Annotated in this window: 15 protein-coding genes; 9 read left to right on the top strand and 6 right to left on the bottom strand. The window is 36.7% G+C overall.

The window, feature by feature from the left end:
* Positions 1-243: 243 nt before the first annotated feature.
* The 6 genes from OF897_RS10055 to kduI form a co-directional block, all read right to left on the bottom strand.
* Complete coding sequence (locus tag OF897_RS10055; protein ID WP_267265555.1) at positions 244-1,773, bottom strand: MFS transporter; 1,530 nt, start codon at positions 1,771-1,773, stop codon at positions 244-246.
* Between the two features lie 10 nt (positions 1,774-1,783).
* Positions 1,784-2,443 (bottom strand): beta/alpha barrel domain-containing protein, encoded by a 660-nt coding sequence (locus OF897_RS10060; protein WP_267265556.1) that lies wholly within the window; start codon positions 2,441-2,443, stop codon positions 1,784-1,786.
* Positions 2,444-2,697: 254 nt separating this feature from the next.
* Positions 2,698-3,705, bottom strand: coding sequence for a sugar kinase (locus OF897_RS10065; protein ID WP_267265557.1), 1,008 nt, complete (start codon positions 3,703-3,705; stop codon positions 2,698-2,700).
* A gap of 304 nt (positions 3,706-4,009) precedes the next feature.
* Positions 4,010-5,407, bottom strand: a complete 1,398-nt coding sequence (gene uxaC / locus OF897_RS10070) for a glucuronate isomerase (RefSeq protein ID WP_267265558.1) — start codon at positions 5,405-5,407, stop codon at positions 4,010-4,012.
* Between the two features lie 18 nt (positions 5,408-5,425).
* Entirely contained in the window at positions 5,426-6,208 is a 783-nt protein-coding gene (locus OF897_RS10075; protein WP_056075317.1) for a gluconate 5-dehydrogenase, read from the bottom strand.
* Positions 6,209-6,218: 10 nt separating this feature from the next.
* Entirely contained in the window at positions 6,219-7,055 is an 837-nt protein-coding gene (kduI, locus tag OF897_RS10080) for a 5-dehydro-4-deoxy-D-glucuronate isomerase (protein ID WP_267265559.1), read from the bottom strand.
* Positions 7,056-7,930: 875 nt separating this feature from the next.
* Between kduI and OF897_RS10085 the strand changes: the two genes are divergently transcribed.
* The 9 genes from OF897_RS10085 to OF897_RS10125 all read left to right on the top strand — a co-directional run bounded on the left by OF897_RS10085 (position 7,931) and on the right by OF897_RS10125 (position 22,888).
* Complete coding sequence (locus tag OF897_RS10085; RefSeq protein WP_267265560.1) at positions 7,931-10,939, top strand: SusC/RagA family TonB-linked outer membrane protein; 3,009 nt, start codon at positions 7,931-7,933, stop codon at positions 10,937-10,939.
* Positions 10,940-10,950: 11 nt separating this feature from the next.
* Complete coding sequence (locus OF897_RS10090) at positions 10,951-12,780, top strand: RagB/SusD family nutrient uptake outer membrane protein (RefSeq protein WP_267265561.1); 1,830 nt, start codon at positions 10,951-10,953, stop codon at positions 12,778-12,780.
* Positions 12,781-12,873: 93 nt separating this feature from the next.
* Entirely contained in the window at positions 12,874-13,899 is a 1,026-nt protein-coding gene (locus OF897_RS10095) for a pectinesterase family protein (RefSeq protein ID WP_267265562.1), read from the top strand.
* 11 nt (positions 13,900-13,910) lie between these two features.
* Complete coding sequence (locus OF897_RS10100) at positions 13,911-15,356, top strand: pectate lyase (RefSeq protein ID WP_267265563.1); 1,446 nt, start codon at positions 13,911-13,913, stop codon at positions 15,354-15,356.
* A 61-nt stretch (positions 15,357-15,417) separates the two neighbouring features.
* On the top strand, positions 15,418-16,677 hold the full coding sequence (locus tag OF897_RS10105; protein WP_267265564.1) for a glycoside hydrolase family 88/105 protein: 1,260 nt from the start codon (positions 15,418-15,420) through the stop codon (positions 16,675-16,677).
* A gap of 277 nt (positions 16,678-16,954) precedes the next feature.
* Positions 16,955-18,595, top strand: coding sequence for a glycoside hydrolase family 43 protein (locus OF897_RS10110; RefSeq protein WP_267265565.1), 1,641 nt, complete (start codon positions 16,955-16,957; stop codon positions 18,593-18,595).
* 189 nt (positions 18,596-18,784) lie between these two features.
* Positions 18,785-20,446 carry a glycoside hydrolase family 28 protein gene (locus OF897_RS10115; protein WP_267265566.1) on the top strand — a complete coding sequence of 554 codons (1,662 nt, stop codon included), beginning with the start codon at positions 18,785-18,787 and terminating at the stop codon, positions 20,444-20,446.
* 305 nt (positions 20,447-20,751) lie between these two features.
* The gene (locus OF897_RS10120; RefSeq protein ID WP_267265567.1) at positions 20,752-21,654 is read left to right on the top strand and encodes an alpha/beta hydrolase; all 903 of its coding nucleotides are present in this window, start codon (positions 20,752-20,754) and stop codon (positions 21,652-21,654) included.
* Positions 21,655-21,910: 256 nt separating this feature from the next.
* The gene (locus tag OF897_RS10125) at positions 21,911-22,888 is read left to right on the top strand and encodes a pectinesterase family protein (RefSeq protein WP_267265568.1); all 978 of its coding nucleotides are present in this window, start codon (positions 21,911-21,913) and stop codon (positions 22,886-22,888) included.
* Positions 22,889-23,041: the final 153 nt, after the last annotated feature.

Consider the following 23,041-nt stretch of genomic DNA (forward strand, 5'->3'; position numbering starts at 1 on the left):
GGAGCTTTTTAAACGCAAAGTCCGCAAAGATTTTTTTATAGCTTGATGTATATTTTTAAGTTCGCAAAGGCGTTCTACTTAGCTAAGAGCGCTGTAAAATTGCTTTGCTTCTTATTTATTTTGTTCCCAAAATTTCATCAAAATTAATTTACCCCAACCCTAAAGGGAGTTAATTCTGATGAAATTTTCAAGGCATTTTTCTTCCCTTTAGGGTCGGGGTAAAGAAAAATGTCTTGAAAATTTCTACTTACTAATCACTTTATATTTAGGAACCAACATTTTCATTACCGTCCATGCGATCAAATAAGCGACTGCGCAGATCGAGAAAATAATCATGTATCCTTTGTCGATTCCGTCTGAAACTACGGCTCCTGATTTTTCTAACTGCTCAAAGAATCCATCCGGTAAACGGTCGTTTACGTATTGAGGATATTTTTCCAATAAAGGAACTCCGTCAACAGTCGACCAGGCTTTGTGTGCGTGATCAAATAAAACTCCTGAAGATTTATTGATGATGAAAGATCCGATTCCTCCTGCCATTCCGCCAATTCCTGTGATGGTTGCGATGGCTTTTTTAGGGAACATATCGCCTACGGTTGAAAAAATGTTTGCTGACCAAGCCTGATGCGCTGCTCCTGCTACACCGATGATTAAAACCGGAATCCAGTAAGTTGCAGTTCCTAAAGGTTGTGCTAAAAGTGCCAACAGTGGGAAAAATGCGAAGATCAACATCGCTTTCATTCTTCCTGAATAGGCGTTCATTCCTTTCTTTTCAACAAAATATTTTGGAAGCCATCCGCCGATGATTGATAATAAAGTAATCATATAAAGTACGAATAGCGGCAAGGCACTTTCTGTGGAATCCATTCCGTAAACCGAACTTAAATAAGCCGGAGTCCAGAATAAAAAGAACCACCAAACGCCGTCTGTCATAAACTTTCCGAAAGCAAAAGCCCAGGTCTGTCTGTAGCTGAAACATTCTTTGAACGTGAATACTTTTTCCGGAACGGAAGTATCTTCATTCGGAAGATCATCCTGATCCTGATTGATATACGTTAATTCGTGCTCGTTAACTCTTTTGTGTAAATGTGGTTTTTTGTAAACAAATACCCAAAGTCCCATCCATACAAATCCTAAAGCACCAATGATGATGAATGCCCATTCCCAACCCATTGATTTTGCAATAAACGGAATTGTAAGCGGTGCTGCCAAAGCTCCAACTGTTGCTCCGGCATTCCAGATGCTTGTAGAAAATGCTCTGTCTTTTTTAGGGAAATATTCTGCCGTAGTTTTGATTGCTGCAGGGAAATTTCCTGCCTCACCAATTGCCAATACGAAACGTGCAAAAATAAATAACGTTACACTCGTACTGATGATCGCTGATGTATTTGAAACTGTTCCAATCAATTCTTTCGAACCATGAAAACCTGCAAACCAGTTCCCAGTAAGAATTCCCGAAGTAGCAATTCCACAGAATGCATGTAAAACTGCACCCACAGACCAAACTCCGATTGCCCAGAGGAAACCTTTTTTGGTATCCATAAAATCCACGAACTTTCCTGCGAAAAGCATTCCCACTGCATAAAATATGGAGAATAATGCGGTGATGTTTCCGTAGTCGTTGTTATTCCAGTGAAATTCCGGTGCTATAAAATCTTTCCACGTCAAAGATAAAACCTGACGATCCAGATAATTGATCGTGGTGGCGAGAAATAACAGCAGACAAATCGTCCATCTGTATTGCGTCGGCTTAAGAGATTTAACTGAACTCATAGTCATTTATTTATTTTAAAGTCTGAATAATATCCAGCACTTTTTTGGTTTCATTTTCTATCGTTGCGTAGTCTTTCGTAAGCATCAATTCTTTGCTTACCAGCTTGCTTCCCATTCCAACTGCGGAAACTCCTGCCTTGAACCAGCTTTCGATGCTTTCTTTTGTAGTATCAACTCCTCCGGTTGGCATAAACTTCAGATTTGGAAAAACATCTTTGATGGCACTCATAAATCCTGGCCCCAAAGCATTTCCTGGGAATAATTTAATGAAAGTTACACCAGCAGCTTCAGCTGCAATGATTTCGGTCGGAGTCATACAACCCGGACTGTATAACAAATCTTTTGGAATTAGAAATGCTGCAACTTCCGCTACAAAACCCGGACTGATAAAGAAATCAGCACCTGCCTTGTAATATTCTTCTGCTTGTTTTACATTTTTGATGGTTCCGATTCCGAGAAGCATTTCAGACATTTCTGCATTACGGACTTCCACCATTTTTGTGAAATTGCTCAACGCAGCTTCTCCACGGCTGGTATATTCTACCGCACGGATTCCTGCTTTGTAAAGCGATTTTAATATTTCTAAAGTTACCGTTTCATCAGCATTGTAATACAGAGGCAAAGCTCCCTGATTGATGATGGTATTTGTAACCAATTGAATTTTTGTCATTTTGTTTTAATTATTTTGTTAAAATAATCTTTGATGGGGTTTTATCCATCCTTTGGTATGCTGTCCCCTTTGAAGAGGTTATCAGCTTGAATTTTTGAACACAGAGTTCACAAAGTTTTTTTTTACTACTAACTGTTTTTTAGTTTCACAAAGCCGCTTCGCTTATATAAGACCAAAACTTATTAGTTATATTTCATTTGAAATGATGAACATTTTAAAGCCAATTGCCAAAAGCTAACAGCCAAAAGCAAGAATTACCTTTTGATTCTTCCTCCTGAATTTCCGGCCATTACTTCGAGGATATCTTCTGCGCTGCAGTAATTGATATCACCTAAAATGGTGTGTTTGATGGCGCAGGCTGCGTTGGCAAAATTTAAAGCTTTTTCGTCATCGAAATTCAATAAACCATAAATTAAACCTGCGGCAAAGGCATCTCCCGTTCCGATTCTGTCGACTACGTTGTCTATTTCTAAAAATTTAGTTTCAAAATAATTTCCGTTGATCAAAGCTCTTCCCTGTGTTTGCTGAGAACTCGCCGTAACGCCTATTCTTATTTTGTCGAAAATTTTATGAATGGAAGGACATTGCTTTTTTAATTCTTCACAAGCTTCCATGAAACCTTGTTGGTCTGATGAAAACTGAGTTCCCAATATTTCATTAATCTCATTTACACCACCGATGAAAATAGTCGAGTAAGAAACCAATTCTTTTAAAACTTCGTTTCCGTTTTTACCGTACTTCCAAAGGTTAGAACGGTAAGCAGGATCGGTTGTCACTTCAATTCCCATTTCACGGGCGGTGATCAAACCTTCTTTCAAAGTTTCGTAAGCACCTTCAGAAATTCCAGGACTGATGCCTGTCCAGTGGAAATAGTCGCAACCTTCCAAAGCTTTTTTCCAGTCAACCTGTTCGGGTTTAATGTTGGCGAAAGATCCGTTCAGTCTGTTGTACGCAATTCTGCTCGCACGAACGGATGCACCCACTTCAAGGAAATATAAACCTAAAGGATGTTCGTTTTTATTGATGAAAGTCGTATCGATCCCAAAACTTTTGATGAAAGACAGTGCAGATTCTCCCACAAAATCATCAGAAACATTGCTGATGTGCGTCACGTCGCAACCCATTGTTGCCAGTGAGGAAGCTACGTTGAGCTCAGTTCCGCCGAAAAAGAATTCCATTTCGTGGCTCTGTTTCATTGTTTTGTTCCCTGGAGGTGAAAGCCTCATGATTACTTCACCGAAAGTAAGTATTTTACTAGCCATATTAATTAACGCTCTTTATTTAACCACAAAAGGCACAAAAGTTTTTGATGCTTTATTTTTTGAAGTTTAAAATATTGAAAATATGAAGATCACATAAGTTTAAAAATCAAAGATTTTTGTTGACGTTTGACCTTTTAAATATTAAAAATTTACTTTTTTTTAAACCATTAAGATTTATTAAGAAGTTTAGAATAGTTAAGATGAGCTTAGCTTTCAGCGTTGTGCTTCTTAATAAAATCTTGGATTTTAAGCTTAACTTCTTAATTCTCCTTAATGGTTCAAATTTTATTCATTTAATTCGAATTTAAAAATCGAAATAATTTTTAGCATTATGATAACAGATATCGGAGATGGTTTTTCCGATCAGTTCCATATCATCCGGCAGTTCGCCGTTTTTCATTTCTTCTCCGAAAAGATTACACAATACTCTTCTGAAGTATTCGTGTCTCGGGTAAGATAAGAAACTTCTGGAATCTGTCAACATTCCAACGAAACAGCTAATCAACCCCATGTTTGAAAGGGCATTCATCTGCTTGATCATTCCGTCTTTCTGATCCAAAAACCACCAGCCCGAACCGAACTGTACCTTTCCTTTGATACTGCCGTCATTAAAATTCCCGATCATAGTCGCGAAAATTTCGTTGTCGGCAGGATTCAAGTTATATAGAATTGTTTTGGTCAGTTTATCTTTTCCGTCTAAAGCGTTTAACAATTTAGACAAAGTTTCAGCCTGCACGAAGTCACCGATAGAATCCCATCCTGTATCAGGACCTAAGATTCTGTGCATTCTTTCGTTGTTGTTTCTCAATGCTCCCAAGTGGAACTGCTGAACCCATCCGAATTTATGATACGTTTCGCCTAAGAAAAGTAAAATGGCAGTTTTAAACTGATTTACCTGCTTTTCAGCGATTACTTTTCCTGAAATTTTATCATTGAAGATTGCGCTCACTTCTGCTTCTGAAGCTTCTTCGAAAGAAATATTGTTTAATCCATGGTCGCATAATCTGCATCCGTTTTCGTGGAAATATTCTACTCTTTTTAATAAAGCATCGCACAAAGTCTGGTAAGAGTTGATTTCAATTCCAGCTGACTCGCCCAATTTAGAAATATAGTCTGCGAAGTTGTGGTTTTCAATCAAAATCGCTTTATCCGGACGGAAAGCTGTACTTACTTTAATGCTGAAATCGCTTTTCGCCAAATCCTGATGATAATTTAAAACATCAATTGGATCTTCTGTTGTACACAAAGATTCTACGTTCATCATTTTCAGCAAACCTCTTGTCGACTTTTCAGGAGTCTGAAGCTTTGCTGTGATGTTGTCGTAAATATCTGATGCGTTTTTTTCATTCAATAATTCATCAATTCCGAAATAACGCTTTAATTCTAAATGCGTCCAGTGGTACAGAGGATTTCTCAAAGTATAAGGAACCGTTTTTGCCCAAGCCTCGAATTTTTCTTTGTCTGAAGCGTCGCCCGTGATGAATCTTTCACTCACACCCATCGTACGCATTGCACGCCATTTGTAATGATCGCCAGCAATCCAGACTTTAGAAATATTTTCGAAAACCGTATCCTCAGCGATATCTTTTGGAATCAAATGATTGTGATAATCGATGATCGGCTGTTTTTCTGCGAAATTGAAGTATAATTCTTCCGCGTATTTATTTTGTAATAAAAAGTTATCTGTAATAAAAGATTTCATTTCTGTAAAATTCTTGTGTTATTCATTAGCAGGTTTCCCAATGGTCGCCAAAATACCTCCATCCACATAAATAATGTGTCCGTTGACAAATTTACTCGCGTCTGAAGCTAAGAAAATAGCCGTTCCTGCAAGATCTTCCGGGTTCCCCCATCTACCTTCCGGAGTTCTGCTGATGATAAAATCGTTAAACGGATGCCCGTCTACTCTGATTGGTTCTGTTTGGGTCGTCGCAAAATATCCGGGACCGATACCGTTCACCTGAATATTGTGTTTTGCCCATTCTGTTGCTAAATTTTTGGTCAGCATTTTAAGTCCGCCTTTCGCAGAAGCATACGCCACTACATTGTCACGGCCAAGCTCACTCATCATTGAGCAAATATTGATGATTTTACCGGACTGTCTTTTGATCATGTGTTTCCCAACCAGTTGAGACATGATGAAAGGACCGGTAAGATCTACATCGATTACTTTTCTAAAGTCTGCAACATCCATCTCTAAAGCCGGAACACGTTTGATGATTCCTGCATTATTGACTAAGATGTCTATTTTCCCATGTGTAGCAAGCATTAATGCTACTTTCTGAGCGGCTTCCAGTTCGTCTGTCACATCAAAAAGATAACCTGTAGCGTTATATCCTTTACTGCGATAATATTCTAAGGCTTCATCTAATTTTGAGGGAGTTGTACTTGTGATTGCCAGTTCAGCACCTGCAGAGGCAAGACCTTCAGCCATTGCCATTCCTAATCCGTGAGTACCGCCGGTTACAACGGCTACTTTTCCGGATAAATCGAATAAATTCATGTAGAAAAAATTACTTTAGTTCGTTAGTTTTAACAGCGTCCATGTCGCCATAATCCATATTTTCTCCTGCCATTCCCCAGATAAAAGTGTAGTTGGAAGTACCAACCCCTGAGTGAATAGACCATTCCGGAGACAAGACTGCTTCATTGTTTTTCATAAAGATATGACGGGTCTCATTCGGCTGGCCGAGAAAATGACTTACCGCCTGCCCTTCTTCAAGATCAAAATAAAAATAAGCTTCCATTCTACGGGTATGTGTATGAGAAGGCATTGTGTTCCAAACACTTCCTTCGTGCAACTCGGTCATTCCCATTTGTAATTGGCATGTTTCCAATACGCTGTTAACAATAAGTTTGTTGATTGTTCTTCTATTCGCATATTTTGCTTCACCCAATTCTACAATTTCGGCTTCATTTTTTGTTATTTTCTTCGTAGGGAAAGTACGATGAGCTGGTGCAGAATTGAAATAGAATAAAGTCTGACCTTCATTTCCGTTTTCAAAAACAACATCTTTTGCTCCTTTTCCGATGTATAATGCTTCCTTATTACCAAGTTCGAAAACCTCTCCGTCTACGGTTACTTTTCCGGCAGCGCCAACGTTGATAATTCCCAATTCTCTTCTCTCAAGGAAGCTCTCTGCCTTCAGATCATCAGTAGGCTCCAGTTTCAATGCACTTTTTACAGGCATTGCACCACCCACGATCATTCTGTCGTACATAGAATACACTACATTGATTTGATCTTCATTAAATAAATCATTGATTAGAAACTCCCTTCTCAGGTCTTCAGTTGTATATTTTTTTACATCTTCAGGATGATGGGCGTAACGAAATTCTGATTTTGTCATACTCTAGATTTTAATCTTAAAATTGTGGTTTTAAAAAACCTGTTAAACATTGCGTAATCGATTGCATTAAATTACACTAAAATTGTACAGAAATACTTGTGGTTAAATATATAAATTATATGTATTCGGTTAACAAAAAATTAATTTTAATTTATAATCAATTGATAAACAATGAAATAAAATTTAAAAATAAATTGTAAGTTGCCGATTTAATATTGAAAACAGTTAGTTTTTTTAACGAAATGCAAGACTAACTAGTATAAAAAATAAAAATCGTGCCATTAATTTAACACAAATCTATTCAAATGTGTTATATATAAGAATAAAAGCTATTCTATATATATATGATGTTAAATTAACCCAATTTTTTACTATTTATAAAATACTTAAAATTCAACAGTAAAAAAACTGATAAAAATCACTTTATTTTTTTGAAATTGGTCTCTGACTACCAAAAATGGGAATTTATTTTAACTGAAAATGTAATGAATTTGCTATATTTTCCTGCATTTCAAAACTTAAACAGTATAAAATTCAATATTTTTTAATTAACATAACCAACAAAGTTAATACGTTTCAATAAATTGATTTACAGATAATTAAATTAAATTAAATCGTACAAATTTTTCTATTATTAACAAATTAAACACTGAAATTAATAAAAAAATAACATTTTTTTCTTTGCATAATGAAAAATAATATTAGTTTAGAAGCCAAGATATTTTACTATAAAAAATTACGCAATCGATTGCACTCTAAATATGCGTAAGAATAAATAAAGTATTACTAAAAAACAGAAAACTTAAAAATCCAAAAAAACTTGAGAGGTTTTAATGCTTCTCAAACCACAATTAAACTATATAAGGATACAATAAATGGATAAAAAGGTACAATCAGTAAAGTGGTTATATTTAACTGTCTTCCTTCTTCCTGTACTGGCTATGGCTCAGGAAAAAGATAAAGAAACCAAAATTGACGAGGTCGTTTTGGTAGGATATAATAAAGTTTCTAAAAAAGATGTTACCAACGCTGTATCATCTATTAAAGGAGAAGCCTTGAAAGATATGCCCGTGAACTCTGCAGCTGAAGCAATTCAGGGTAGACTTGCCGGAGTACAGGTTCAGGCTAGTGAAGGAAAACCGGGAGGTGATGTAGACATTACCATCAGAGGTGGAACTTCAATTACAGGAAGTAATGCTCCATTATATATCGTTGATGGTATACAAATGGATAATGCAATGACGATTCTTTCGCCAAAAGAAATTGAATCTATTGAAGTTTTGAAAGATGCTTCATCTACATCAATTTACGGTTCTCGAGGTGCAAACGGGGTTGTTTTGATTACCACTAAAAGTGGACGTAAAAAAGCAATCACAACAATCAATTACAACGGTTTTACAGGGGTAAGAAAGATCATGAATACGCTTGATGTATTAGATCCTTATGAGTTTGTTCTTTACCAGTATGAATTATACAAAAAGAATGGTGTAATAGGTGATGCTGATGATATTGCTTTTAACACTAGATATGGTAGCACTTATCAGGAATTGGAGAAGTATAAATCTGTTCAGAAAAGAGATTGGCAGGACGAACTTTTCGGTAAAGAAGCGTTCAACTTCACTCATAACCTTAGTGTAAACGGAGGATCTGAAAAGTCTGCTTTTTCATTTACTTTAAATCATGTGGATGAGGATGGAATTATGCTTAATTCCGGATTTAAAAGAAGCATGGCAAACTTTAAGTATGATTACGACATCAGTAAAAAACTTAAATTCGGGGTCAACGCAAGATACGGTAGATCTTTAACTACCGGAGTAGGAACTTCAAGCACCGGTTCTCAAAGTAATAACAGATTGAGAAACTCAGTAAGATATCAACCTTTTGAAGGAGGTTCATCTGTTCCTGTTGATGATTTTGATCCAAGCTATGCAACTAATACCAACTTGGTAAATCCGTTACTTTTAAATGATAGCGAAATAAGAGATAATAGAGTTAATGACTTGTTATTGAATGCTTATATTAACTATAATATTACGAAAGATTTCACATTCCGAAGTGTTGTAGGTTATGTACAAAGAGATATTTCAACTAATCAGTTTTGGGGTACGGTAACTTCTCAGGCAAGAGCAAACGCAGATATGCCAATTGTACAGCTTGACAGATCACAGACGAGAAGAATTACCAATACAAACACTTTAAACTATACCAAGAAATTTGGTCAACATAAAGTAGATGTTTTATTGGGTCAGGAAATTATTCAAACAGATGGAGAATCAAGCAATAACTATGTAAAATGGTTCCCAAAATCCATCCTTCCTAATGAGGCATTTGCCAATATTGCAGCGGCAACTCCACCTGCAGGATTAATACAGGATGCAGCAAGAACGGCTGTAGTAGCACCGGATCGTTTAGCTTCATTCTTCGGACGTGTAAATTATATTTTTGCTAATAAATATATCCTTACTGCATCAGTAAGAGCCGATGGATCCAACGTTTTCATGAAAGGAAATCAGTGGGGATATTTCCCTGCTGCTTCATTAGCATGGAAAGTGAAAGAAGAAAAATTCTTGAAAGATGTTGATTGGTTAAATGAATTAAAACTTCGTGTAGGTTACGGTCTATCGGGGAACAACAGAATTACATCTTACCTTTGGGCAAACTTCTACAACATCAATGCAAACAACGGATATGTATTCGGAACTTCCGTTACACCGGGAGCTGCAGTTTCTACAACACAGGCAAATCCTAATGTAAAATGGGAAGCTACAGTATCTAAAAACGCAGGTATTGATTATGAATTTTTCAAAGGAAGACTTTACGGTAGTGTAGACGGATATATTACAGATACGAAAGATCTATTGGTATTGGCAAAAGTACCATTCCCAGGATATGCAAACCAATTCCAAAATTCAGGAAAAACAAGAAACAAAGGTCTTGAATTTACCGTAGGAGGAGTTATCGTAAACAACGAAAACTTCAACTGGAAAATGGATGCCAACATTTCTACCAATAAAAATACAATTTTAAGCTTAGGAAGCGGTACAGCGAGAGGTCAAGATTATTACTTGGTTCAGTCTGGAGGAATCGGAGGTTTCGATTTTATTGCTAAAGTAGGAAGCTCAGTAGGAACTTATTACGGATATGTAACTGAAGGAAGATACGAGATTTCAGACTTCGATTACAATGCAGCAACTAAGGTTTATACATTGAAAGCGGGAGTTCCAAGCAGTAGTGCAATTGCTTTAGGAGCAAAAGCTGTACAACCTGGAGATCTTAAACTAAGAGATTTGAATGGTGACGGACAAATTACCGACGCTGACAGACAAGAATTAGGAAGTGCACTTCCAAAATTCTACGGAGGTTTCAACCAAACATTTAGATATAAAAATTTCGATATGAGTTTATTCTTTAATTTCTCTGTAGGAAATAAAGTTTATAATGCTAACAAAATCGAAAATACAACTCAATATTTGTACAGAGACAACAACATGGATGCTGCTGTTGCTGACAGATGGAGATGGTTTGACAATGCTGGTGTGAAAGTTACAGACCCTACTCAATTAGCTGCTTTGAATGCTAATACAACAATGTGGACTCCACCAACAGGACAATATATTCTTCACTCTTACGGAATTGAAGACGGATCTTTCTTAAGATTAAACAACGTAACTTTAGGGTACACATTACCAAAAGGTTCTTTAGAAATGATTGGAGTGAAAAACTTCAGATTATATGCAACAGTAAACAACTTATTTGTAATTACTGGGTACTCAGGTTACGATCCTGAAGCAAGTACAAGAAGAAATCCTTTAACTCCGGGGGTAGATTACGCAGCTTATCCTAGAAGCCGTTTCTTTGTAACAGGAGTAGATATCACTTTCTAAAAAATTTAAAAATGAAAAAAAGCAAATCAATACTTATTTTATCTTGTCTTGCGGGAGCGTTATTCTTTACAAATTCCTGCAGTGATTTCCTTAATCCTGAAAACCTTTCAAGTATTTCTGAGGCTCAGCAATTCGACAGTACTGCAGATACATTCGCAGCGTTGGTTGGAGTTTATTCTCAACTTGGAGGTGACGACGGATATGGACAAAGATTATCTTTGATTATTCCTCAGTCTGGTGACGATTTCAGAACTTCTGGAAGCTATAACTGTAATGACAGAAGAGGTGTAGCAACTTTTGGAGCTTGTGCAACAAATACAGAACTGAACAATCCATTTGGAAAACTATATACAGGCATCGAACGTGCCAATTTAGTGATTAAAAACATCCCATTATCGCCTGTCTATCAGAGCGGTACTACAGATGATAAAAAACTAATGGACAGATATTTAGGAGAAGCATTAACTCTTAGAGCTCAATATTATTATGAATTAATCAGAAACTGGGGTGACGTTCCTTTCTATCTTGTACCCGCTTCTGATGTTCCAGATCAAAATGTACCAAAAACAGATCGTGATATAATCTATGATCAGATGATTGATGATTTAGCAAAAGCTGCAACTTTGGTTCCATGGAGATCTGAAGGGGGAACTACCAGCAACAGAATTTCTAAAGGTTTTGTGAAAGGTCTTAGAGCAAGAATTGCATTGGCAAGAGCTGGATATTCTTTAAGAAGAAACCCTCAAGTGATGGCTCAAGGATCAAATCCTCAGAAATATTATCAAATTGCTTTCGACGAGTGTAAAGATATCATGAACCATGCCGGAGAGCATTCATTAAATCCAAGCTACGAAAACGTTTTCAGAGCTCTTCATACTAATGCTCAAGATGCAACTAATGAAGTTATTTTCTCAGTTGGAGCTTTCGGAGGTGGTACAAGAACCGACTCTAAAATTGGATATTACAACGGTCTTAAACATCACGATAACTCAAACTGGAAAGGTGGTGGCGGTATTAATGCATTACCAACTTACTTCTACGAGTTTACAAAATATGATTTGAGAAGAGATATGAATGTTGGAATTTTCACAGTTAATGCTGCAAATCAGGCAGAATTAGTTGCTGCGAACTCATTTACCGATTCAAAATACAGAAAGTCTTGGACAAGTATTACAGGACCTTCTCAAACATTAGCGGTTGATTGGCCATTATTGAGAGTTTCTGATGTAATGTTGATGTTTGCTGAAGCTGATAACGAACTTCACGGTGCCCCTTCTGCAGATGCTATTAATGCTGTGAAAGCTGTAAGAAACAGAGCTTATACAGGTAACCTTACTCAAGTGGGAACAATTCCTACAGACAAAGTTGGTTTCTTTAATTATATCGTTAAAGAAAGAATGTTAGAACTAGGTTCTGAAGGAATCAGAAAATATGACTTAATCAGATGGAATCTTTTAGCAACAAAAATTGCTGAAACAAAGCAGAAGTTAACAGACTTCATCAACGGAGTTGGTGCTTATGCAAACGTTCCTTTAGATATTTACTATAAAGTTTCTGCGTTTGATCCTACAAAAACAGCTCAGCAAAATATTACTACAATTGATGTCTTTACAAATACCGGAGTAGCCAAAGCAGACGTATTTTATTTACCAAGTCAATCAACTACAATTCCTACAGGATATAAGAAAATTGCTTGGAGATCTGGAGTTTTACCAACATATGTAAATGACCCTTCAGCCGGATATGCACAATATTTCCAGGTGAATAAAAGAGAGCTTTTACCAATCTATTTCGAATTTATTCAAAATAATCCTGCTCTTACCCAAGATTATGGTTATTAGTAAAAATATACATTCATATTAATTAATTTTCAGTACAGACTTCCTCCTTTACGGGAGAAGGTCTGTACTTTTCTTCAAGAAAAATTCGGCAATATGCAGATTTCAGGTTTAAAAAATAGTATCAAATTCTTATTAATTTTTTCAGCAGTCATTATCAGTCTTCTTTCTTTCAAAATTAATGATGATAAAACCATCATAGTTTCGAAAGACGGAAAAGGTAACTTTACGACTATTCAACAGGCAATTGATGCAGTTGAAGAAGGAAAAACAGTAAGAACAAAAATTATTGTAAAACCGGGAACTTACAGAGAAAAAATAACTGTTTCTGAAACAAAAAGCCCGATAATTTTAATAGGAGAAAATCCTGAAAACACCATTTTGGTTTATGGAGATCATGCTTCAAAGCAAAACGCAGAAGGTAAAAATATAGGAACAACAGGTTCATCTTCAATTTTTATTTTTTCTAATGATTTTTCAGCTAAAAACATCACTTTTCAAAATGATGCAGGACCAGTCGGACAAGCTGTTGCCGTTTTAACAACAGGCGACAGAATCGCTTTTGAAAATTGCAAATTCTTAGGATTTCAGGATACTTTATATACTAAAGGAGCACAGGACGCTTTAGATAAAACCAAAATTTCAAGAAACTATTTTAAAAACTGCTACATCGAAGGAACTACCGATTATATTTTCGGAGCCGGAACAGCTGTTTTTGAAGACTGTACGATTTACTCCAAAAAAAATGCTTCTTATGTGACAGCAGCTTCCACAATTGAAGGAAACGAATTCGGTTATGTATTTATTAACTGTAATTTAACAGGCGATGCAGATGCAAATTCTGTATATTTGGGTCGTCCGTGGAGACCATTTGCTAAAACTGTCTACATCAGTTGTGCAATCGATTCCACAATAAAAAAAGAAGGATGGCACAATTGGTCTAAACCTGATGCTGAAAAAACAACTTTCTACGCAGAATATAATTCTAAAGGTTCAGGAGCAGATATTTCAAAAAGAGTTTTCTGGTCGCATCAATTAACAAAAGAACAAAGCAAAAAATATACTGCCAAAAATGTACTTTCCGGAAAAGATCAATGGAATTACAAAAAAGCACTTAAATAATACATCGGATTATGAAAAATACTTTTTTTGCAGCTTCAATACTCGGAATTTTCACTTTACAAAACTGTACTTCTCAGTCTAAAGTTTTAAGTGAAAACGAAACCGTGATTTCAGGAAAAACAATCAGTTTTCCCGGAGCAGAAGGTTTCGGAAGATTCACAACGGGAGGAAGAGGCGGAAAAGTTTTATTTGTCACCAAATTGACGGACGACGGCTCAGAAGGAACTTTAAGATATGTTTTGGAACAAAAAGGAGCGAGATATATTGTTTTTAAAACAGCAGGAACCATTTATTTGGAATCTCCTTTAAGAATAAAAGAAGGCGATGTGACAATTGCCGGACAAACCGCTCCCGGAGATGGAATCACAGTGGCAAACTACGAAACTTTCGTAGCAGCAGATAATGTGATTATCCGTTACATGAGGTTCAGAATGGGAGATCAGAAAAAAGTGGAAGGTGACGCTTTAGGCGCAAGATTCATCAAAAATCTGATAGTCGATCACTGTTCGATGAGTTGGTCTACCGACGAAACGGTTTCTATCTATGTGAATGAAAATACAACGCTTCAATGGTGTGTGATTGCAGAAAGTTTAAGAAATTCTGCCCATCAAAAAGGAGCTCATGGTTATGGTGGAATTGCAGGTGGAAAATTCGCATCTTTCCATCATAATATTTACGCAAATCACGACAGCAGAAATCCTAGATTGGGAGAATATGCAGGAAGTAAATTTGCGTTGACCGATTTGACGGATATGCGAAACAATGTCGTGTACAATTGGGGACATAATAACGTTTACGGCGGCGAAGGAATGAATGTAAACATCGTTAATTCATACTACAAACCCGGTCCTGCAACATTGACAAAGAAAAGAATTGTGGCTATTGATAAAAACGAAAAACCAACAACTGAAGTTTACAATATTTGGGGAAAGTATTATATCAGCGGAAACGTGGTTGAAGGAAGTCCTGAAGTAACAGAAGATAACTGGAACTTCGGAGTTTTCAATCAAATGAAACCTGCTTATAATTTAACGGAAGCTGATAAAAATTCAATTAAAATTAATCAGCCTCACGATATTCAGAACAATGTAAGAAAACATACAGCCAAAGAAGCTTATGAAAAAATCTTACAAATTGGTGGGGCAAGTTTGGTGAGAGATGCTGTAGATTTACGAGTTTTGAAAGATGTAAAAAACGGAAATTTCACTTACGAAGGCTCTCTAGGAAGCAAAAACGGAATCATCGATTCTCAAAATGATGTAGGCGGTTTTCCAAATTTAAAAATGGGAAAAATCCCTTTGGATTCAGACAACGACGGAATGCCCGATGAATGGGAAATCAAACATCATCTCAATCCTAATAAATACGACGCAAACGGAAGAGATTTAGATAAAAACTACGACAACATAGAGGTTTATACTCACAGTATTGTGCAGGATATTACTAAAAAACAATAATAGTATTTTTACTAAAATTAAATTTAAAAACAGAAAAATCAACTTTAAAACTATATATAAAATGAATTTCATTAATCATAAAATTAAAGTTTGGGCATTCGCCGCTCTAGGTTCGGGAATGTTTCTGGCTTGTGCACAGACTAAAACTGCAGCAGTTTCAAAGCCTTCAAAAGTAGCATCTCAATCAGGAAAAGTAGTTCCTACAAATCTGAAATGGTCTGAAAGAATGATGCTTTCAGAAATGCAGCGTTTCCCTGAAGCATGGATGCTTGATTTCAGCAAAAGCCCAAAATGGACGTATCCTTCAGCAATTGTTTTAGATGGTGCAGAGCAGCTTTACATTAAAACAGGTAAAAAAGAATATTACGATTACATAAGCAATTTTGGTAAAGATTTGATTCAAGAAGATGGAACGATTCTTACTTATGACCTTTCAAAATACAATATCGACCTTTTGAATAGCGGAAACGTATTACTTTATCTTTACGAAAAAGAGAAAAATGAAAAATATCTAAAAGCTCTTCAAACTTTACGCTTGCAAATTGACGGGCAACCGAGAACAAATGAAGGTTCTTTCTGGCACAAAAAAATCTATCCTTACCAAGTCTGGTTAGATGGTTTGTATATGGGAATGCCTTTTTATACGCACTACACAAAAGATTTCGTGAAAGGAGCAGATGCTACAAAAGCGTATGACGATATTGTTTTCCAGTTCGATTCGGTTCAAAAAAATCTTTTAGATAAAAAAACTGGTTTATTGTATCATGCTTGGGATGAAAGTAAAAAAGAAGCTTGGGCAAATAAAGAAACCGGACTTTCTCCAAATTTCTGGGGAAGAGCCATGGGTTGGTACGGAATGGCGATGGTAGACGTTTTGGATTATTTACCGAAAGACCATCCGGGAAGAGCGAGAATTATTTCTTACATCAAATCCTATTCTGACGCAGTTATCAAATATCAGGATAAAAAATCAGGACTTTGGTATCAGGTTTTAGATAAGCCTTTGGCGAACAAAAATTATGAAGAAGCAACGGCTTCAGCGATGTTTGTTTACACGATGATTAAATCTGTGAACAAAGGTTACCTGCCAAAATCTTATAAAGCTGCAGCAAAAAAAGGCTATGACGGAATCATCAAAAATTTAATTACAGTTGATGAAAACGGTGTAGTGAATCTAAATAAATGTTGTGCTGTTGCCGGTTTGGGAGGAAAACCTTACAGAGACGGTTCTTACGAATATTACGTAAATGAAGAAATCCGTTCGAATGACGGAAAAGGAACAGGACCATTTATTTTGGCGAGTTTGGAATTTGAAAAATAATTTTTAAAACCATTAAACCATTAAGGAGATTTAAGAAATTAAGATTTATTAAGGCTAAAATCTGAGATTTTATTAAGCTACTTGCTTAAAGCGAAGCTCAGCTTAATTTTTCTAAACTTCTTAATAAAAACTTAATGGTTAAAATATTATTTTAAAACATAAAGCCTTTGCTAAGCAGAACGCTTTTGCGAACTAAAAATATGCAGAGCAACTTTAAAAAAATCTTTGTCCCAAAATTTCGGGATTAAAAATCTAAACAGATCAAAAATCTGATTTTATGACAAACAAAATTTTTAATATACTTTCGATCACCGCATTTTCCGTTGCATCTTCTTATCTGAATGCACAGGAAAAACCATACGTTTCAGAAGTCTGGACTGCCGATCAGGGTAAAAATTACAGAAACCCAATTTTGTACGCAGATTACTCAGATCCGGACGTTACTCGTGTTGGTGATGATTATTATATGACTGCTTCAAGTTTCAACGAAGCTCCTGGATTGCCGATCTTGCATTCAAAAGATATGGTCAACTGGAAATTGGTGAACTACGCTATTCAGGATGTTTTGCCTAAAGAACATTTCTCCGTTCCAAGAAGAGGTGACGCCGTTTGGGCTCCCGCAATCCGTTTCCACAAAGGTGAATTTTACATTTACTGGGGCGATCCTGATTTCGGAATTTATATGGTAAAAACCAAAGATCCGCTTGGAAAATGGGACGAACCAGTTATGGTAATGGAAGGAAAAGGCTTGATCGATTCTTGTCCATTCTGGGACGAGGACGGACAGGCCTATTTGGTTCACGGTTGGGCAGGAAGCCGAGCCGGAGTGAAAAGTATTTTGTCATTAAATAAGATGAATCCTGATGGAACAAAAGTTTTGGATAAAGGAGTTCATATTTTCGATGGTCACGATGCACATCCTACCGTTGAAGGTCCAAAAATGTACAAAAGAAACGGTTACTACTATATTTTTGCTCCGGCGGGAGGTGTGGCTACAGGTTGGCAATTGGTTTTAAGATCAAAAAATATTTACGGTCCTTACGAAGAAAAAATTGTTCTCGAGCAGGGAAAAACAAAAATCAACGGTCCGCATCAGGGAGCGTGGGTGGATACGCCTTCGGGAGAAGATTGGTTTTATCATTTCCAGGATGTGGATGCAGGAGGAAGAATCGTGCATTTGCAACCAATGAAATGGGAAAAAGACTGGCCTGTAATGGGGATCGACAACGATAAAAATGGTATTGGCGAGCCGGTACTTACTTATAAAAAACCAAACGTCGGGAAAACTTATCCTGTCGTAACTCCAGCTGAAACAGATGAATTTGATGGTGAAAAATTAGGTTTGCAGTGGCAATGGAGTGCCAACGAAAACATCGTTTGGTCTTCCAAACTTCCCGGACAAAAATTCCTGAGATTATTCTCCATGAAAATGGCTGAAAACGATAAAAACCTTTGGAACGTTCCTAATCTTTTGACTCAAAAATTTCCCGCTCCGAATTTTGTAGCTTCCACGAAAGTTAAATTAACTCCCGAAGATGCAAAAGAAGGAAAAACTGCCGGACTTTTGGTCATGGGAATGGATCACGCATCGATTGTCATCACCAATAAAACTGACGGATATTATGTTCAGTTGAGAAAAGCGGAAAAGTCTGAAAAAGGCGGCGAAGAAAAAGTTTTATTTGAAACAAAATTAAAAGGAAACGAAGCTTATTTTAAAGTCAACGTCAGCGAACCGAACGGAATTTGCACGTTCAGTTACAGCGAAAACGGTAAAAATTTCATCAAAGCAGGTGAACCGTTTCAGGCAAAACCCGGAAAATGGATTGGTGCCAAAGTGGGACTATATTCCGTAAGCACACAGAAGGCAAACCGCGGTGGCTACGCAGATTTTGAATATTTTAGAGTAACAAAAAATTAAATATTTCACACAGATTTCATAGATTTTCACAGATGATTGCACATCAATTGAAATTTAAATTTCAATAAAATTTTTGAAAGTCGCTGAAATCGTTGGGAAACAAAAAATAAAATACCAAATCAAACGGGTTTTCGAACACGTTAGGTTTAAACACAATCATCAACAGAAAAATAAATAAGAATATATATAATGAAGAAATCAATAAAAATAATAGGTCTTGTCGCGGCAATGATGTTTTCGGGACAATTCTACGCTCAAAATACAGATATTTACAAAGGCATTGAGTTTAAAATGCCAAAGGTTGTGGAAACTTCTTTCGCAGCAAATACCGTATCGATCAAGGATTTTGGAGGTGTTGCGGGCGGAAGTGTAAAAAACACAGAAGCTTTCAAAAAAGCAATCGACGCTTTGGTAAAAAAAGGTGGCGGTAAACTGGTTGTACCGAGAGGGCTTTGGTTGACCGGACCCATCGTTTTACAAAGCAACATCAACCTTCATGTGGAAGACGGTGCCATGATTATTTTCAGCACAGACAAAAGCGATTATCCTTTGGTAGACGTAAGTTTTGAAGGTTTAAATACCATCCGTTGCCAATCCCCAATTTCTGCAAGAAATGCTAAAAACGTTGCCATTACCGGAAAAGGAGTAATCGACGGAAGTGGCGACGCTTGGAGAGCCGTAAAAAAATCAAAATTATCTGAAGTGGAATGGAAAAAATTCGTTGCTTCAGGCGGAATTGTTTCCAAAGATGGAAAAACCTGGTACCCTTCAGAAAGCTATAAAAAAGGATTTGAAGGCAGTTCAAGCTTCAACGTTCCCGATAAAATCAACAAATCTGAACTGGAATCTGTGAAAGATTTCCTTCGTCCAGTAATGGTGAGCATCGTTGGTTGTGATCAGGTTCTTTTGGACGGACCGACTTTCCAGAATTCTCCGGCATGGAACCTTCATCCATTGATGACTTCCAATTTAATTTTAAGAAATCTAACCGTTAGAAACCCTTGGTATTCTCAAAACGGTGACGGTGTAGATTTGGAATCATGCAAAAATGTTCTGATCTACGATAATACTTTTGACGTTGGTGATGATGCGATCTGCATTAAATCAGGGAAAAATGAAGACGGAAGAAAAAGAGGAATGCCGACTGAAAACGTCATCATCAAAAATAATATGGTGTACCACGGTCACGGAGGATTCGTAATCGGAAGTGAAATGTCTGGTGGAGCAAGAAATATGCACGTTTCAGACTGTACTTTCATCGGGACGGATATTGGTCTCCGTTTCAAAACTACCCGTGGAAGAGGTGGTGTAGTTGAAAATATTTATATCAAAAACATCGACATGATCAACATTCCAACGCAGACAATTGGTTTCAATATGTTCTACGAAGGTGCTTCTCCGGTTTTGGAAGACGGACAAAAAGCGGAAGGAAACAAAGCTCCGGAAAAAACATATCCGGTGACTGAAGAAACGCCTGTTTTCAGAAATATCTACTTTAAAAATATCACTGCAACCAATTCTGATGAAGCGATTACTTTATTCGGTCTGGCAGAAATGAATCTTAAAAATATCGTGATTGAAGATTCTCAGTTTGAAACTAAAAAAGGTCTAACCATCGTTGACGCAGACGGAATTCAGCTGAAGAATGTAAAATTAAAATACTCTGAAGGAACCGGTACAACGATTTTAAACAGTAAAAATATTGACCTTTCCACTTTAAAACTGGAATCAGATCAAAAACCAACCATCAAAGTTCTGGGAGCAAAAACCACATCGGTAAAACTTCCGAAAGATGTAAAAGGTGAGCAACTGAGCATTTCGAAAGAGATTGCGAAGAATGCAGTGAAGTAATTTGAGATTTGACGTTTGAGATTTGAGATGCGGGATTCACCATTCAAGATTCAAAATTTAAGATCTAAGATTTAAGATTGATAATTTAGTGCACGGGAAAAATTTTAATTTTCAACTTATGTGTTCTAAAATATTCTCAAACTTGTAAACTTTAAGTTAACTAATGTGTCAAAAAACTTTTGTGGTTAGATCAAAACTTTTTTGAACTTGTATTTTCAAAGTTTTAAACTTAAAAACTGCAAGAATCTTTTGTGACTTTTGACTTCGTCGAATCTGGCGATTTGTGGTTAAAAATTAATTTAAAAATGAGTTTTTACAAACTATATTTTCTTTTTGTTTTTTTTGTAGGAGCAACAGCATTCGGTCAGACAAAGCCGAATGCTACTCCTTACACAAACGAAGCAACTTATGAAAAACTAAAGAAAAAACATCCGTTCATCACTCCGCTGAACAGACCTGTTCCGGATAATATTATTGTTGAAAAAGATGTAGAATATTCCAACGTCAAAGGAATTTCTCTGAAAGCCGATATTTATTATCCCAAAGATCAATCCAAAAAACATCCGGCAATCGCACTGGTTCACGGTGGCGGCTGGATTTCGGGGAGCAAGGAAAATGAGAAGTACATGGCTCAGGAATTGGCTTCCAAAGGTTATGTTGCTATAGCTGTCGGTTATCGTTTAAGTGAAGTCGCAAAATATCCTGCTGCAATAGATGATGTCAACAATGCGATTGAATATTTAAAGAAAAACAGAAAAAAATATGCTGTGGATACCAAAAAGATTGCTGTTTTAGGTGAATCTGCAGGAGCTCAAATCGCCACTTTGGTTGGAGTTCAGCAAAAAAATAAAATCAAAGCTATCGTAAATGTAGACGGAATTGTTTCCTTCATCCATCCCGAAGCTGAGGAAAGCACTTATGCAGCATTTTGGTTGGGTGGCGACAGAAATGTCAATCTAAAAAACTGGAAAGAAGCTTCCCCATTGGAATACGTTGACAAAAACACAGCTCCTACCCTGTTCATCAATTCTTCTCAACCCCGCTTCCATGCAGGACGGGATGACATGATGAAAAAATTAAAAAGCTACGGAACTTTCACAGAATATCACGAAATCAAAGACACACCGCACTCCTTCTGGTCTGCTGAACCTTGGTTCACAGAAACTTTGAATTTAACAGTGGATTTTTTAGATAAAACGTTGAAGTAAATTTAGGTTAAGGTTTAGGCTAAGTGCAACCTTAAATCGGCTTAGGAGTTTGGAACGTTAAGAAAATTTAAAATAAAGCCGTTAAGAAATTCCCACTGTTTGAGTGCGGCAAAAATCATCTTAACAAATGAAATTTTCAATCCGCACGAGTTTTGGGAATTTTAGGATTTATTTTAAATTTTTAGTGGAAAAATCCAGCCTTGAATTTTTGGTTCTTTTGTTTTAAGACAAAAGAACATTAAATCAAATAATTTTTATGAAAAAACTACTTTTAATTCTCATCATTTCAGCAACCAATTTTGTATTGGCTCAAAGCAATCCTTACATCACCGTAACCGTGGCGCAGGACGGCAGCGGCCAGTTCAAATCCATTCAACAGGCCATTACATCCATCAGAGATTTCGGGCCCGCTGAAGCTTTGGTTAAAATTAAAGCAGGAACGTATCACGAGAAGATCGTTATTCCATCCTCAAAACATAAAATCACTTTACAGGGTGAGAGTAAAGAAAACACAATCATCACCAACGATGATTATTCAGGCAAAATGGATCCTTTAAACCAGAAAATGACGACCTTCAACTCGTACACGCTTTTGGTAATGTCTGATGATGTGAAAATTTCAAACCTCACCATAAAAAATTCTTCATGCAATCAGGGACAGGCTGTTGCACTTCATGTGGAAGGTGACCGTTTTATCGTCAAAAATTCTAATATTCTGGGATGTCAGGACACAGTTTATACCTGCGGAAATCACAGCAGACAATACTATGAAAACTGCTTTATTGAAGGAACAACCGACTTTATTTTTGGTTCGGCAACGGTAGTTTTCAAAAACTGTACGATAAAAAGTTTGGCCAATTCTTACATTACAGCGGCATCAACAGACAAAAGCAAAGAATTTGGTTATGTCTTTTTTGACTGTAAATTAATTGCAAAAGAGGGTATCGACAAAGTATTTTTAGGCAGACCTTGGAGACCGTATGCAAGAACCGTTTTCATCAACACCGAAATGGGCAGCCACATCCTTCCCGAAGGCTGGAACCCGTGGAAAGGCGACAAAATGTTCCCCGATAAAGACAAAACCGCTTATTACGCAGAATACAACAGCAAAGGTGAAGGCGGAAAAATTGAAAACCGTGTAGCTTGGTCACATCAGCTGACAAAAAAAGAAGCAAAAAAATACAGCATCAAAAATATTTTCGGAGACTGGAAACCGAATATGGGTAATAAGTAATTGGTAATGTGTAATCTCAAAGCTATTTAAATATAACTGCTAGTATTAGCGCTGTCATGCTGAGCTTGTCGAAGCATTTTCAGAAAAAATAAAACCATACAATGAAAAGTTATTTACCGCAAAAGAAACAAAAGACGTTCGAGAATGATAGAT

The organism is Chryseobacterium formosum, assembly GCF_026460885.1.
In the GTDB taxonomy this organism is placed as follows: domain Bacteria; phylum Bacteroidota; class Bacteroidia; order Flavobacteriales; family Weeksellaceae; genus Chryseobacterium; species Chryseobacterium formosus.

Bases quoted from the DNA above. Each gene is read 5' to 3' on its own strand.
- kduI (WP_267265559.1), bottom strand. From the start codon at position 7,055: ATGACAAAATCAGAATTTCGTTACGCCCATCATCCTGAAGATGTAAAA.
- OF897_RS10125 (WP_267265568.1), top strand. From the start codon at position 21,911: ATGAAAAAACTACTTTTAATTCTCATCATTTCAGCAACCAATTTTGTA.
- OF897_RS10065 (WP_267265557.1), bottom strand. From the start codon at position 3,705: ATGGCTAGTAAAATACTTACTTTCGGTGAAGTAATCATGAGGCTTTCA.
- uxaC (WP_267265558.1), bottom strand. From the start codon at position 5,407: ATGAAATCTTTTATTACAGATAACTTTTTATTACAAAATAAATACGCG.
- OF897_RS10100 (WP_267265563.1), top strand. From the start codon at position 13,911: ATGAAAAATACTTTTTTTGCAGCTTCAATACTCGGAATTTTCACTTTA.
- OF897_RS10110 (WP_267265565.1), top strand. From the start codon at position 16,955: ATGACAAACAAAATTTTTAATATACTTTCGATCACCGCATTTTCCGTT.
- OF897_RS10120 (WP_267265567.1), top strand. From the start codon at position 20,752: ATGAGTTTTTACAAACTATATTTTCTTTTTGTTTTTTTTGTAGGAGCA.
- OF897_RS10115 (WP_267265566.1), top strand. From the start codon at position 18,785: ATGAAGAAATCAATAAAAATAATAGGTCTTGTCGCGGCAATGATGTTT.
- OF897_RS10075 (WP_056075317.1), bottom strand. From the start codon at position 6,208: ATGAATTTATTCGATTTATCCGGAAAAGTAGCCGTTGTAACCGGCGGT.
- OF897_RS10060 (WP_267265556.1), bottom strand. From the start codon at position 2,443: ATGACAAAAATTCAATTGGTTACAAATACCATCATCAATCAGGGAGCT.
- OF897_RS10090 (WP_267265561.1), top strand. From the start codon at position 10,951: ATGAAAAAAAGCAAATCAATACTTATTTTATCTTGTCTTGCGGGAGCG.
- OF897_RS10095 (WP_267265562.1), top strand. From the start codon at position 12,874: ATGCAGATTTCAGGTTTAAAAAATAGTATCAAATTCTTATTAATTTTT.
- OF897_RS10105 (WP_267265564.1), top strand. From the start codon at position 15,418: ATGAATTTCATTAATCATAAAATTAAAGTTTGGGCATTCGCCGCTCTA.
- OF897_RS10055 (WP_267265555.1), bottom strand. From the start codon at position 1,773: ATGAGTTCAGTTAAATCTCTTAAGCCGACGCAATACAGATGGACGATT.
- OF897_RS10085 (WP_267265560.1), top strand. From the start codon at position 7,931: ATGGATAAAAAGGTACAATCAGTAAAGTGGTTATATTTAACTGTCTTC.